Source organism: Chitinophaga sp. SVR4-12A (genome assembly GCF_056754765.1).
Map to the genome: position 1 here is coordinate 2,329,791 of NZ_JBPGWP010000001.1, position 13,537 is coordinate 2,343,327.

Below are 13,537 nucleotides of genomic sequence, written 5' to 3' on the forward strand. Positions count from 1 at the left end.
AATGCACACAAAATTTTTCTGACAAATTAGTGTGATCCGCGTAAATAGGCAGACCCGATAAAGAATTGATGTTCATGAAGTCACATTGATTTTCCTGCAGTTATTATTCGAGGAGGCCATCCGATTCTGCGAAAGCCTCAACGAGGTAATCTTCAAATAAGTCGAAAAGCGTTGAACCAATTTTGTTTTCCTCGTATCATACTATTTTACCCCTCTTCTCCTTGTGTTCTCCTTGTCTTCTCCTTGTGTTCTCCTTGCAATATCCTTGCTCTGACGGCATTTGGTTAAAATAATATCATACCAAAAGATTCTCCATTCCGGTATACTTTTTCTCCACTGCGGTATACCCGTTCCGTTTTCGCAATCTGATCTTTGTACTGTTAACGATGAGTACTTAAAGTTAATCTGAAACAATTTTTATTAACAATTAAAAAATTAAAAAATGAAACAAAAAAAACAACCGCGTAATGCGCGGTACAAGCGGCGCACTGGGAGATGAACTGGTATTCAGGCAACGTGCTGGCAAAACAGTCATCAGCGTGCCTCCTCTCCCTCGCCCGGACAATCCTACCGAAGACCAAAAGGCGGTCAGGATTAAATTCGAAGCAGCTACCCGTTACGCCAAGACGGCGATCGAAGATGCCGATCTAAAAGCGGCCTACACTGCAAAGGCCAAACGGGGAATGTCTGCCTATAATGTGGCGCTGACGGACTTCTTCAAAGCCCCCGTCGTCACCGAGATCGACATCAGCAACTACAGCGGCTCGCCCGGAGACACCATCCGCGTACTCGCTACAGACGACTTCAAAGTCCAGGCAGTACACGTGAGCATTCTCAACGCAGCAGGCGCCGTAGTAGAAGAAGGAGCAGCTATTGCCGCTCCCGAAGGGAAGGATTTCTGGATCTATACTGCTACCACCGCCAATGCCGCAGCTGCGGGAGGCAAGGTAAGCGTACAGGCCAGCGATCTGCCCGGAAATGTCACCACAGAAGAGCAGGCTTTATAAGCATCGCTCCTCATTGAAAAAGAGCCGGAGGTACTAGTACTCCGGCTCTTGTTTTCTGTAATCTTTAGGCGTAATGCCCGTCTCCCGCTTGAAAGCTCTTATCAAAGCAGAGTCGTCGGAATAACCGGTTTCGTAAGCTATATTGGCTATTGACATATCACTTTCGCGCAGCAGTGTCTTTGCTTTCTCTATCCTTGCCTGAATGGTCAGTTTAGCAGCGTTCTCACCGAACACCATCTTAAAGCCTTCCTGTAATTTTTTCGGATGCAGGTTTTTCTCACGCGCAATCTTCTTCATGGTTATTCCATCGGCGATGCGCTCGATCCTTAGTTCACCGGCTTCTTTAATTGCCTTCAGGTCATCCGCAGTGAACTTATAATTACCCGGCGCTTTATTAAACTCACTCCTCTTTATGTCTTCCACAAGCAATAATAAAAGATCGTAAACCCTGGCCTCCTGGTAAAGCGCCCGTTCTTCATCTTCAAAAGAACAACGCAACAGCTTATTCAGTGTATCCCTTACGCGTCCATTTATACGGTACGGCCCCTGCGCCAGGCCAACCGGATGCTTGTCGTTAATGCTCGATGTTACCTCATACATCGCGAAATGTTTATAAGCCAGCCTGTCCAGCAGCTCCTGCGATAAGTCAATATGTATAATCAGGTACCCCCCGGCTTCCAGCTTTACAGGATGTATTCCCATAGGCGCATAAAGCAGGTAGTAAGCCCCGTCTTCGATCGCCTCTGCATAATCCGTATTTAATGCGATAGACGATGTGCCCTGCAGCACATAGGTGAGCATCGCAGCGTGCTGCGGTACAAACACGGATATATCGATAGAATGATGGATCTCAAAAAAGCTCAGCCGCAGATCGAACAAGCTCCCAAGATCCCGCTGAACAACAATGCTTCCAAAGCTTCCCTGCATCACATCTGTTTCCGCATGGGGCATTTCAAAAGAAGCCGTATCCGGAGGATACAAGGTGGTTTTCGTAAGATCCTTTACCAGGTCTTCGGGTAAAATATACTGCATAATAATAGGTATCCGGTTTCGATTGTTCTGGTTGATAATCAATAATTTACTAAAATTCCCCCATTCCTCCCAAAAATTTCCTTCCTTTTTTGTCCAATCCGGAAATATCAGTTGTCATTGGTGTATAAAACAATAAAACCTGAGAATATGGAAACAAGACTGAATCTTTTCGAAAAAGGACAAAACGCCGTTAAGCCCCTGTTCAGCTTTGGCAGCTACCTGAAGAAATCTCCCGTGGCAGACCTCCTGGAACTGGTATTCTTCCGGGTATCACAGATCAATGGTTGTGCTTACTGTATTGATATGCACTCAAAAGATGCACGCGCCAAAGGCGAAACAGAACAACGCCTCTATGGCTTAAGCGCCTGGAAGGAAACGCCTTATTATACTGACCGTGAAAGAGCAGCCTTTGCATGGGCGGAAGCCGTTACCAAATGTGATATTCCCGATGAGGCTTACAAGCAGGCCAGGGAACAGTTCTCTGAAGAAGAGCTGATAGACCTTACCGTAGCCGTTACCACCATCAATACCTGGAACCGCCTGAACCTGTCGTTCCCGCAGGTACCCGGTTCCTACAGGGTTGGACAGTTCGGGTGAGCATAGACCTAACGTCAAAAGATGAAGATGAATCAATTCCTGTTCATATTCCGTCACCTTAAGATTAAAGCGGAACAATCATCGCCGGACCAGTGGCAGCACTGGTTCGCGCGCATGGTTGACAGGAACTGCTCGCTCTGGACCGACGAAAATCAGCAAATCATGAAGAAGCAATTATTGATCATCGGCGGCGGCTTTGCAGGATTCTGGAGCGCGATCAGCGCCGTCCGCCAAAGCCGCGAGATCGGAAAAGCAGATGAGGTGGAGATCACACTTGTTAACGCCGATAACTATTTTACCATCCGCCCCCGTTTATATGAAGTGTCCCTCGATGGCCTCCAGGTACAACTGGCCAAATACCTGCAGCCCCTTGGCATCCGCCAGGTGACCGGCACCGCAAAGATCATCAACCCTGATAAAAATGAAGTAGTGGTGCTTACCGCCGGCGGAGTAAGAAGCCTGCACTATGATTATTTGATACTGGCCACCGGCGGCGCATTGAAAGAGATCAACCTGCCCGGAATCCAATACACCTATAACATAGATAATTTCGACAATGCCCGGAAACTGGAAGATCACCTGGCTCAACTCTCAAAGCACAATTTCAGGGGAGAAGGTTCCGCCACCTTTGTGATAGCGGGAGCTGGCTTCACTGGCCTGGAAACCGTTACCAGCATTGAAGAGAAAGCCAGGGCTATACAAGCCCGTCACGGCGGTAAAAGAACGCATTTCAGGGTAGTGCTCATTGACCGGAACGAAAAGCTGGGCAGCTTCTACCCGCCGGAAGGGCAACAATACATCAGCAAAGTATGTGCAGCTAAGAACATCGAGGTGATCACCGGCGCTGAAATAAAGGCCATTGCGCCCACGCGGATTGTATTGAACAACGGCCACACCATCCCTACCCGCACCGTAATATGGACCATCGGGATGATGGCCAGCTCACTCACACAATTCTTTGCAGGAGAAAAAGACCAGCTGAACCGGCTGAAGGTTAACAACTATCTTAAACTGCCGGAGTACGATAATGTGATCGTTTCCGGAGACGTGGCCAATGTATCGGTAGACAATGGCCATACCGCTGTAATGGCCTGCCAGTACGCCGAGGCAATGGGCCGCTGGTCTGGCCACAATGCCATTAACGATCTCTTCTCCCTTCCCCTGAAAGAGTATATTCACAAGGATTATTTCACAGTGCTGGACCTGGGAGAAGGCCATGCCCTCTTCACAAAAGGCTGGGATCGTGTCGTACAGCAGTCCGGCACGGAGGCCCGCGACATCAAAAAACGGATCAATACTTTACACATTTATCCCATGGATAGCGTGGAAGATACCATAAAAGCCTCCTATCCGCAGCTACCGGAATTTTGATTAATTTATTAGTTTCGCAATGAAAATCAATCACTATCACCTTCAGCCCACTAAGCCATGAAAGAGTTCTTATTACTATTTCGCAGAGACTTCATCAACAAAGAAGTACAGCCCGATAATAAAGAATACGTTGCACACCTGGACCGCTGGCATGACTGGTTTGAGAGCCTTGCCGCGCAGGATAAGCTGGCAACTCCTCCAAAGCACTGGGACATGAAGGGCAAAGTAGTAAAAGCCAACAAGAGCGTTACAAACGGCCCCTATGTAGAGATTAAGGAATCTATTGGTGGCATGATCATTATCAAAGCCAGCGATTACGAGGAAGCGGCAGCAATAGCCCAGGGATGCCCCATACTCGAATTTGGCGGTAGCGTTGAGATACGGAAGGCCGCCCAGGCAAACGGCGAGTAATTTTGAAAATGCCTTTGTAACTTGCAGGGGCATTTTTAAGATCTATGGAGGAAAGAGCGATTTTACCAAAGTTATTCAGAACAGAGTACCAGAAGATAGTTTCGGTCCTTTGCAGTTTATTCGGGATCAAGCATATCGAGATCGCCGAAGATATCGTCAGCGATACCTTCCTTTCCGCCGCTGAGCACTGGAATACCAAAGGAGTCCCCGAAAATCCCACCGCCTGGCTGTATACCGTAGCCAAGAACAAGACCAAAAATTACCTGAAGCACAATAACATCTTTGAACAGAAACTGGCGCCCGACCTGAAAGCCGGCGCCGATCAGTCCGAAGAAATTGAGCTGGACCTCTCCACCAAGAATATTGCCGACAGCCAGCTGGCCATGATCTTCACCATCTGCAATCCCGTTATATCGGCCGATGCGCAGGTGGCCCTGGCCCTGAACCTGCTTTGCGGCTTCGGCGTCCAGGAAATTGCCGATGCATTTCTGACCAACAAGGAGGTGATCTACAAAAGGATCAACCGTGCCAAAGAGAAGCTGAAGGAGGCCAATATCCGCATTGAACAGCCCTCCCTTTCCGCAATAGATCAGCGGCTGGAAACGGTGCTCACCACGCTCTACCTGCTCTTTTCCGAAGGTTATTATTCCACCTCCCAGGATACGATGCTCCGTAAAGATCTCTGCGCAGAAGCCATGAGACTGAGCTACCTGCTGGTGGAAAACCAGGCCACCAATAAGCCGGCGGTCAATGCCCTGCTGGCGCTGATGTGCTTTCATTCCTCCCGTTTTGACGCCAGGCTCAATGAAAAAGGCGAAGCCATTCTCTACGAAGACCAGGATGAAAGTCTATGGGACAAAGAGCTGATCGACACGGGTGAATACTTCCTCAACCAGGCGGCCGCTGGCAACACGCTCACAAAATACCACCTGGAAGCGGGTATTGCCTACTGGCATACACAAAAGGCAGATACTCCCCAAAAATGGGAAAGTATCCTCGAACTATATAATAGCCTGCTGATCCTGGAATACTCTCCTATAGCAGCGCTAAACCGTACTTACGCATTGGCCAAAGCAAAAGGTAAACAGGCGGCTATTGCAGAAGCGGAGAAGCTGGATCTTACGGATAATCAATTTTATTATTCGCTCCTGGGTACTTTATATACAGATATTGATAACAGCATAGCATTAGCACATTTTAAGAAGGCATTGTTGCTGGCTACTTCGCCGGTAGACAGGGCTACTATTACGAGAAATATTGAACGTTTAACAACTTAATTAATAACCAATATTCACACCCGGCATATAATTTGCCGGTTAACCGAAAATTCTAACCGATGAAGAATGCCCTACGGACGTTTTCAGTGTTAGCGGCCGCTTTGGTGCTGCTGGCCAGCTGCGTTGCAAAGAGGAAATATGTTGATTCGCAGGTAGCCGTACGCCTTTTAAAAGCCGACAGTGCAACACTTGCCAACAGAGTATCCAACCTGCAGGACCAGGTTGCCCAGCTGGAACAAAAGCTCAAAGAGGCAGGCGCCACCAATGCCCAGCTCTCAGAGAGCGCCAGCGCTACCCGCAACCAGTTGAACAGCAGCAAGGCTGCTTATGCAGAACAACAACGCAAGCTGGAACAATTACAGTCACTGCTGGATCAGCAGAAACAGAAAGCCGCTGAGCTCAGGAAAAAGATGGCAGATGCTTTAAGTGGATTCAACTCAAACGAATTAACGGTAACACAAAAGAACGGTAAAGTGTATGTAAGCCTCAGCGAAAACCTGCTGTTCCCCTCCGGTAGTGCAGAAGTGAACGCGAAAGGCAAGGAAGCGCTGAGCAAACTCGCAGCGGTGCTGATCGTAAATCCTGATATTGCTGTTAATATAGAAGGTCATACCGATTCTATTCCCATTCGCATGAAATACCAGGATAACTGGGCTTTAAGTACTGCCAGGTCTACTGCTATCGTGAGGATCCTGACCAATACCTACCAGGTAGATCCCACCAAGATCGTAGCCTCTGGTCACAGCCAGTTCGATCCGGTTGAAAGTAATTCAACACCGGAAGGAAGAGCAAAGAACAGAAGAACAGAGATCATCCTTTCACCCAAACTGGATGAGCTGTATAAATTATTAGGAACCTGATCAGGGTTAGGTACAACTATGACAAAGAAGAAAGACGTTACCGCAGCATGGTAACGTCTTTTTTATTTACGCTTTCCTAAAACTACCATTTATTTTCCTTGTTTTCCATTGCCTCCACCCCCGTTTGTGAGTACCTTTGCGGCCATGAATTATCATGAATATCAGCAGTTGTTTGATAAAGTGCTGGAGACTGAAAACCCCTGGCATCCGTATAACCACGATGGATACCTGGGTTACACCAGATTAAACAAGTCGCGCATGAGGCGCTGGGATAAACAACTGGAAATAAATAAAGAACTTTCGGAAAAGCTGCAGAAAATAAAGGATCCCCAGCATTGGATCATTATCACAGAGCCCTGGTGTGGCGATGCTGCGCATATTCTTCCCTTCCTGGTACGCATGGCAGCGCAAAACAGCCTGATCACCTATGATATTCACCTGCGGGATAATGAGCCTTCTCTAATCGACGCTTACCAGACGAATGGCACTAGAAGCATTCCAAAACTTGTGGTGAGGGACCAGCATCAAAAGGACATTTTCACATGGGGCCCACGACCGGGACAGGCGCAGCAATTGATGAATGAGCTCAAGGCGGCCAATGCAGATAGTGAGGCCATTAAAACCGCACTGCAACATTGGTATAACGAAGACAAGGGTGTATCTCTTAACAATGAGCTGGCAGCATTTTTTGATTAAGCTGCAATTATAATCCAGCCAAAACTTCTTTCGCTGATATAACAGCGCCCTCTATATAACCAGGAAATTCACTGGCAGTTTCTGTGCCACAGAAGAACAGCCTTCCTTTCAAATAGGGCTGATGCAAACCCGGATGCCCGTTATTTTGATCAGGGCGATGAATATCCTGGTTCCCTGTATAATTTTCCTGTTTACCTTCATACTGCGAAATTGCTATCCCGGGATCAGTTATTTGGTGTGCAAATGCGAAAAATATGGTACTTATTGGTAAGCCGGTTCTGGTCCTCACAATACGGGCCTTCCCCTTTTAAAGTTTTGTAAATTAGCTGTATAATGGCAAAGAAGCAAGCTACCGTCATTGACGAATATCATCTCAACCAGCATCAGCCAGAGAAATTGCAGTTTGCAATTCACGATCTGAAAGGCTACCTGGATAAGCACCATGCCAATCTCGCCAGGCCGCACATACACAGTTTCTACCAGATCATCTGGTTTAAGTCTGGCGAAGGAAAACACTTTGTAGATTTCAAGGAATATGATGTCTTTACGAATGCGATCTTTTTTATCGCAAAAAACCAGGTACACTATTTCGATTATAATACAAACTATGAAGGCGTCCTGCTCCATTTCAACGAACAGTTCCTGGTTCAGAACGACAAGGACATTGAGTATTTTCTGAAATGTGATCTCTTCAATAATCCCTATCAGCAGCCTTCGTGTTGCATAGGGCATGGCATAGAGCCTATCCTGGATGAATACATTCAGCAGATCAAACGTGAGCTGAGAAATGAAGGAGCCTTCGGACAAACAGAATTGTTGAGGAATTACCTGAAAGCCTTTTTGATACAGGTCCAAAGGAGAAAGAATGAGTTCGTAAAAACAGATGGCAAAACATCCTTCCTTGTTGATGAAAAAAAGGTACAGCTGATCCGTTTTGTAAACCTGATAGATGAAAACTATAAGAAAGGGCTTACGGTGGCTGAATATGCCAAATTAATGCTCATCTCCCCGCGCACCTTGTCCGACCTCACGGGCCAGCTGCTAAACAAAACGCCATCTCTCATGATCCAGGAGCGTATCATCCTGGAAGCGCAGCGCTTACTCCTGCATTCTGATCTTAACGTCAACCAGATCGGTTACCGTTTGGGATTTGATGATCCTTCTTACTTTGTTAAGTATTTTAAGAAGCATACCGGCATCTCGCCAACTGACTTCCGGCAGTCGATTGCTTAAGGAATTAAATAACAAATAATAGATGCAAAAAATTAAGACCCGATCTGAGAGCGGGTCTTTGTAATAATAAAACAGGAGCAACAACCGACAACCGGCTGGTCTTGAGCATAAAAGTGCGAAGTATCCGGCATCTACGGCATCCTGCCTAATCACAGGGCAATGAGCTATATGTGTACGAAGGATTTGAACCTTCAGGCCTTAGCCTTCAACCAGTCGAAGTAACACACACATACGACACCTGGTCTTAGTATTTTAATAAAAGTAAGGTTACAAGCGAAAAGAGTGTTCCTGCTCTACCAGCTGAGCTACGTCCCCAGGTTTTTGTTTTTCTGTGGAGACGGCGGGACTCGAACCCGCGACCCGGTCGTTAAATGCGAAGTAACCCTTATCTACGACACTTACTTTTAAAGAACCTACAATTCCACCGCACCAATCATCTCCAATGCATCCGCACCATTCTCCATCGCCTGCATTACATCAAACACTTTATCAGACCATCCTGCAATCAGGTGCACATCATTTTGTTCTACCCGCAGCGGCGTATTTCCATAGCCCGCAAGATCAAACAGGTACAGCTTTGCAGTCGGCGCAATCTGCTTATACGCTGCCCAGCGGCTGGCCAATGTATTATGAGCAGATGCGTTATTAGTATTGCTATCCCACAACTGCACGTCCGTAAATATCATCACCTTATCAGCAACATATTTCCGTTGTATCAGGTCGTGCAACACCAGGTACCCATTTGTAGAATATCCCACCTCGCCTGCACGCTTATAAAAAGCATCCACATTCGCCAGCACGCCGCTGCGAGGCAACGATACTGTTTTCCAGGTATCACCAAACATACCGGACACCACCCGCTGTGATTTATACTGTAACAACATACCCAGCAACAGGCCAATATCATACAACAGCACTTTACTCTTTGCCGATACAGGTTGCTGCATAGACCCTGACACATCGCACGCGATCACTACCTTTGCCTCCAGGCCGAAACCTTTCAGGTTTTTAACACTATGTGTGACCGCAGTTTCCAGCGTATCCATTAACAGGCTGGTATAATCTGACGAAATCTCCTTCAGCTCACGGTAAGCCGCCAGGAAGCGGAAAGGTAATTGCTTTGATTTAGCTACTGCATTTTCATCTGACAAATGCGCACAGATCTTCCGGATATGAACAGCACTCACATTAGCGGTCAATATATTTCTCAGGTTACGCAGCAAGGCCATATACCCCAGCTTCCCGCTATCGATCAGCTCTTCCCATTTACGGGTGAATGCAAGGGCTTTCTCTTCAGAACCTGCATATTGTTGCTGTCCTAATGCAGACAACTCAGTCTCCCAGGTATACGGCGTAGCCAATTCCTGCTTAGCGATCTTATTGAAGAGCAGCTGCTGGGCTTCATCCTTTGCTTTCGGGTGAACCAGGAACAATGCATCCCGCAGCTTCACTTCAGCATCCCGGTTATATTTCGCAAACTGGTACTCGTCAAATTTATTGAAAGCCCCTGCCAGGCCTTTCTGCACCTGCTTGGAGATCCTATTCAGCTTTTTGGTGGCAGTCCGCTTATTCGCCAGCTGGTAATATGCCAGCAATTCCATGATCTCGTCAGGGCGCTGCACGATGTTCTCCACCGTCCTGGACACCAGGCCATCGCCGCTATGGATCTTTGCCAGCTCAGTAGCCAACATGACCGGTGCAGTACGCAGGTTCATCTGCTTACGGGCATACACAGCCAGCTTCGCCACAAACTCCGCCTTTACTTTCGGCAACAGCGACAGGATACGTTCCATCCGCTCATCGGCCTTCTCGTAACTAACATCGCTGAGCATAGTAGTTGCAATAGCTGCATACAATTCCATTTCAGGCGACATGCTGAAAGCCTTTGCTCCTTCATGGTTGACCATTGTATCTTTTGCCTTTGATGTAAAATTGAATCTCATCACTATTGTTTTTATTTGTTCTGACAACACAAAGATGGCCACCCATGTGCGCAACCGAACTGCGCAATTAAAAACACTTTTAACGGACCCGTATAAACGAATGGTTATCAGGAAAATATTTTTCAAAAAACTTTTAAAAATGGATGTCAAAACTGTATGTGCGCAGCTCTATTGCGCACATAAATAAAGCGTTTCCTGCTTTTACTGCATGGTCTGCTGGGTTCAGGCAGGATAATTGAGGCGGCATAGGTAAAACTTACTTATGATGCAGGAAGTGAACAAACCATCTCAACAGGAAAAGGCGGCAAGTAAAAAGACCTTATCTGATGCACTCGTAGAACGCCTGATAGCATGGGGCACAGATACCATATTCGGTCTCCCCGGCGATGGTGTCAATGGTTTTGTAGAGGCACTGCGCAAATACCAGGACCAGCTACAATTCATTCATGTGAGGAATGAGGCCGTGGGCGCACTGGCAGCAGTGGCCTATGCCAAGTTCACCGGGAAAATAGGTGTTTGCTTTGCGACCACCGGGCCCGGCGCCATACACCTGCTGCAAGGCATGCTGGACGCCCAGCTCGACAGAGTACCCGTATTGGCTATCACCGGTCTTACTTATCATGACCTGATCGGTTCTGAGAACATGCAGGATGCAGACACCAACCAGATATTTGAGCCCTTCACTGCATTCAACCAGCGCATCATGGGGCCTGCACACGTGGAAACAGTTACCGATAAGGCCTGCCGGATCGCACTGAGCAAAAGAAAGCCGGTACACCTGGCTATTCCGTCAGACTTCCAGTCTATGCCTGTTGAAGATGCAAAAAAATCTCCCGAGAATGTACCCGGACATTCAAGACCAGGCTTTGTTCCTCCTGTGCTGCTGCCGGAACGCTCAGTGCTGGAAGCAGCCGCGCAACTGCTCAAGGGGCGAAAAAAGATCGCCATCCTTGCTGGTACCGGTGCAAGAGGCGCCGGAGAGGAACTGAAGCAGCTGGCTGAAAAACTGGGCGCCCCCATTGCCAAGGCCATGCTGGGCAAAGATGTGCTGCCGGATGACAGCCCCTATACCACCGGCGGAACGGGCCATACCGCCACCTGGCCCACACAACAGGCCTTTGCAGCATGCGACGCATTGATCATAGTAGGCAGTACCATGCCCTTTCTCAAATGGTATCCCAAACCCGGACAAGCAGTTTGCATTCAGATCGATGACCAGCCGGAAAGAATTGGTATGCGCTATCCCGTAGATGTTGGACTGGCAGGTGATGCGAAGGCTATCCTGCAGCAGCTGCTGCCGCTGCTGAACAAAAATGAAGACCGCTCATTCCTTCAGCAGGCACAGCAAAATATGAACGAATGGTGGAAGCTGATGGAACAGCAGGGCACGCAGCAGGATAAACCCATGAAGCCGCAGGTGGTTGCCTGGCAATTGTCAGCCTGTATGAAAGACGATGCCATCCTTTGCGGAGACGCTGGCACCGTTGCCTACTGGATCAACCGTCATGTGAAATTGCGCAAAGGTCAGCGCTTCTCACTGAGCGGCACCAGCTGTACGATGATGGCAGGGATCTCCTACGCCATCGGCGCACAGGTGGCCTTTCCGCAAAGACAGGTGATTGCTTTCATGGGAGATGGCTCTTTAACAATGGCCATGGGTGACCTGCTTACATTAATACAATACAAACTGCCCGTTAAGATCATCCTGCTGAAAAACAATACACTCGCCCTGGAGAAATGGGAACAGATGATGTTCCTCGGCAACCCCGAATACGGGAATGACCTGGCGCCGGCCGATTTTCAGCAGATAGCCAAAGGTTGTGGCATACCATCAGTCAAAATCGATGATCCCGCACTTTGCGCGGAACAGTTAAGGAAGGCAATGGAAACAAACGGCCCTGTACTGGTGGAATGCGTGATCGATCCGCATGAACCTACGCTTGAAGCGCCGGTACCCGAAGAACATGCTACCCATTTCCTCGAAGCTTTGAAGAAAACCACAAAAGATAAAGAAGCGATAGCAGCTGAAGTAAAAGAACAGGTGGACGAACAGCAAAAAACCGCTCCTGCCACGGTAGGAAAGGGAGAAAAGAAAATAGGCGGAAAGTAACCAGCATTACCGGGCCGTATTCATAACTTTATACCATGAAGCAGAAAGAGACGATCGCCGATTTTTATGATCAGCACGGGAAAACAATACCCATCGGACAGTTCCAGGTGTACCGGCAGGAGGAATTTGGCTGCGGCAGCATTTCCCTGTCTGACACCCGGCGGGACTTCTACAAGATCTCCCTGATGGTGCATGGAGAAGGCGTGGTTTCATACGCCAACAAATCCATACATGTAAAAGGGCCCGTATTCTCGTTTTCCAACCCCCTCATTCCTTATTCATGGGAACCGCTCATCAATGAGCAAATCGGTTACTTCTGCCTCTTCACAGAAAACTTTGTTGATAGCGGCATGAAACAAGGCGGATTGGCTCAATCGCCTTTATTCAAAGCCGGCGGTGATCATATCTTCTTCCCTGGTCCTGAAAAAGCAGCAGCGCTCCGCAGCACCTTCGAAAGTATGCTGGCCGAAATAGGGTCCGGCTATGCCCATCAATCCGATCTCCTCAGAAGCTATGTACAGATCCTGATGCATGAAGCCCTGAAGATGCAGCCTGCAGCTACTTACTATCAACCCGCTAATGCCTCACAGCGCATCAGCGAACTGTTCCTCCAGCTGCTGGAACATCAGTTCCCGGTAGATGCACCGCGGGAAACCATCCGGCTGAAGAACGCCAATGAGTTCGCGGGCCAGCTGGCGGTACATACCAATCACCTGAACCGGGCTTTAAAAGAAACCACGGGCAAGACCACCACCGAGTGGATCAGCGAAAGGATCTTACAGGAAGCCAGGGACCTGCTGCGACGCCGCGATCTCGATATCGGCGGCATCGGCCATAGCCTGGGCTTTGAGCATGCCTCCAATTTTAATACTTTCTTTAAAAAGCAAACGGGACAAACACCACTGCAGTTCCGTAAATCAGTTGTTTCTATTTAATAAAAAGCTGTTTGAAGCGCATAATTTTCGCCAGCATGCCGCCTGTAGTTTTGTACCATAAAATT

At 48.0% G+C, this 13,537-nt stretch carries 13 protein-coding genes and 1 tRNA gene; 10 read left to right on the plus strand and 4 right to left on the minus strand.

All coding sequences use genetic code 11. From position 1 onward, the window contains the following. Positions 1-467: 467 nt before the first annotated feature. Positions 468-1,007, plus strand: coding sequence for a hypothetical protein (locus tag ACR9Y8_RS09435; RefSeq protein WP_481213005.1), 540 nt, complete (start codon positions 468-470; stop codon positions 1,005-1,007). 33 nt (positions 1,008-1,040) lie between these two features. On the opposite strand, the gene ACR9Y8_RS09440 is transcribed toward ACR9Y8_RS09435, so the two are convergent. Then, positions 1,041-2,039, minus strand: a complete 999-nt coding sequence (locus tag ACR9Y8_RS09440; protein WP_481213006.1) for a helix-turn-helix domain-containing protein — start codon at positions 2,037-2,039, stop codon at positions 1,041-1,043. A gap of 147 nt (positions 2,040-2,186) precedes the next feature. Between ACR9Y8_RS09440 and ACR9Y8_RS09445 the strand changes: the two genes are divergently transcribed. From ACR9Y8_RS09445 to ACR9Y8_RS09470, 6 genes are all read left to right on the plus strand, one after another. After that, positions 2,187-2,636: a carboxymuconolactone decarboxylase family protein gene (locus ACR9Y8_RS09445; protein ID WP_481213007.1), complete on the plus strand. Its 450-nt coding sequence runs from the start codon at positions 2,187-2,189 to the stop codon at positions 2,634-2,636. Between the two features lie 21 nt (positions 2,637-2,657). Further along, entirely contained in the window at positions 2,658-4,007 is a 1,350-nt protein-coding gene (locus ACR9Y8_RS09450) for an NAD(P)/FAD-dependent oxidoreductase (protein ID WP_481213008.1), read from the plus strand. Positions 4,008-4,064: 57 nt separating this feature from the next. Beyond that, positions 4,065-4,418, plus strand: coding sequence for a YciI family protein (locus ACR9Y8_RS09455; RefSeq protein WP_481213009.1), 354 nt, complete (start codon positions 4,065-4,067; stop codon positions 4,416-4,418). Between the two features lie 44 nt (positions 4,419-4,462). Then, a complete protein-coding gene (locus tag ACR9Y8_RS09460) occupies positions 4,463-5,695 on the plus strand; it encodes an RNA polymerase sigma factor (RefSeq protein ID WP_481213010.1) in 1,233 nt (410 codons plus the stop codon). A gap of 59 nt (positions 5,696-5,754) precedes the next feature. Beyond that, positions 5,755-6,555, plus strand: coding sequence for an OmpA/MotB family protein (locus ACR9Y8_RS09465; RefSeq protein WP_481213011.1), 801 nt, complete (start codon positions 5,755-5,757; stop codon positions 6,553-6,555). Positions 6,556-6,699: 144 nt separating this feature from the next. Then, complete coding sequence (locus ACR9Y8_RS09470) at positions 6,700-7,251, plus strand: thioredoxin family protein (protein WP_481213012.1); 552 nt, start codon at positions 6,700-6,702, stop codon at positions 7,249-7,251. Between the two features lie 7 nt (positions 7,252-7,258). Here ACR9Y8_RS09470 and ACR9Y8_RS09475 read toward each other — a convergent pair whose 3' ends face one another. Further along, a complete protein-coding gene (locus ACR9Y8_RS09475; RefSeq protein ID WP_481213013.1) occupies positions 7,259-7,540 on the minus strand; it encodes an FAD-dependent oxidoreductase in 282 nt (93 codons plus the stop codon). Between the two features lie 44 nt (positions 7,541-7,584). Between ACR9Y8_RS09475 and ACR9Y8_RS09480 the strand changes: the two genes are divergently transcribed. Then, positions 7,585-8,484, plus strand: a complete 900-nt coding sequence (locus ACR9Y8_RS09480) for an AraC family transcriptional regulator (RefSeq protein WP_481213014.1) — start codon at positions 7,585-7,587, stop codon at positions 8,482-8,484. 332 nt (positions 8,485-8,816) lie between these two features. Here ACR9Y8_RS09480 and ACR9Y8_RS09485 read toward each other — a convergent pair. Both ACR9Y8_RS09485 and ACR9Y8_RS09490 read right to left on the minus strand, forming a co-directional pair. Then, positions 8,817-8,925: transfer RNA gene (locus ACR9Y8_RS09485), tRNA-Lys, on the minus strand. Continuing rightward, positions 8,898-10,427: a TROVE domain-containing protein gene (locus ACR9Y8_RS09490; protein ID WP_481213015.1), complete on the minus strand. Its 1,530-nt coding sequence runs from the start codon at positions 10,425-10,427 to the stop codon at positions 8,898-8,900. Before ACR9Y8_RS09490 ends, ACR9Y8_RS09485 begins: the two co-directional genes overlap by 28 nt. Before the next feature lie 262 nt (positions 10,428-10,689). On the opposite strand from ACR9Y8_RS09490, the gene ACR9Y8_RS09495 reads away from it, so the two are divergent. Beyond that, positions 10,690-12,537: a thiamine pyrophosphate-binding protein gene (locus ACR9Y8_RS09495; protein ID WP_481213016.1), complete on the plus strand. Its 1,848-nt coding sequence runs from the start codon at positions 10,690-10,692 to the stop codon at positions 12,535-12,537. Positions 12,538-12,572: 35 nt separating this feature from the next. Beyond that, entirely contained in the window at positions 12,573-13,472 is a 900-nt protein-coding gene (locus ACR9Y8_RS09500) for a helix-turn-helix domain-containing protein (RefSeq protein ID WP_481213017.1), read from the plus strand. The last annotated feature ends 65 nt before the right edge of the window (positions 13,473-13,537 follow it).

What these genes read in the sequence shown, in the direction of transcription:
- ACR9Y8_RS09490 (WP_481213015.1), bottom strand. Translation starts at nt 10,427, where the DNA reads ATGAGATTCAATTTTACATCAAAGGCAAAAGATACAATGGTCAACCAT.
- ACR9Y8_RS09450 (WP_481213008.1), top strand. Translation starts at nt 2,658, where the DNA reads ATGAAGATGAATCAATTCCTGTTCATATTCCGTCACCTTAAGATTAAA.
- ACR9Y8_RS09500 (WP_481213017.1), top strand. Translation starts at nt 12,573, where the DNA reads ATGAAGCAGAAAGAGACGATCGCCGATTTTTATGATCAGCACGGGAAA.
- ACR9Y8_RS09455 (WP_481213009.1), top strand. Translation starts at nt 4,065, where the DNA reads ATGAAAGAGTTCTTATTACTATTTCGCAGAGACTTCATCAACAAAGAA.
- ACR9Y8_RS09495 (WP_481213016.1), top strand. Translation starts at nt 10,690, where the DNA reads ATGATGCAGGAAGTGAACAAACCATCTCAACAGGAAAAGGCGGCAAGT.
- ACR9Y8_RS09445 (WP_481213007.1), top strand. Translation starts at nt 2,187, where the DNA reads ATGGAAACAAGACTGAATCTTTTCGAAAAAGGACAAAACGCCGTTAAG.
- ACR9Y8_RS09480 (WP_481213014.1), top strand. Translation starts at nt 7,585, where the DNA reads ATGGCAAAGAAGCAAGCTACCGTCATTGACGAATATCATCTCAACCAG.
- ACR9Y8_RS09470 (WP_481213012.1), top strand. Translation starts at nt 6,700, where the DNA reads ATGAATTATCATGAATATCAGCAGTTGTTTGATAAAGTGCTGGAGACT.
- ACR9Y8_RS09460 (WP_481213010.1), top strand. Translation starts at nt 4,463, where the DNA reads ATGGAGGAAAGAGCGATTTTACCAAAGTTATTCAGAACAGAGTACCAG.
- ACR9Y8_RS09440 (WP_481213006.1), bottom strand. Translation starts at nt 2,039, where the DNA reads ATGCAGTATATTTTACCCGAAGACCTGGTAAAGGATCTTACGAAAACC.
- ACR9Y8_RS09465 (WP_481213011.1), top strand. Translation starts at nt 5,755, where the DNA reads ATGAAGAATGCCCTACGGACGTTTTCAGTGTTAGCGGCCGCTTTGGTG.
- ACR9Y8_RS09435 (WP_481213005.1), top strand. Translation starts at nt 468, where the DNA reads ATGCGCGGTACAAGCGGCGCACTGGGAGATGAACTGGTATTCAGGCAA.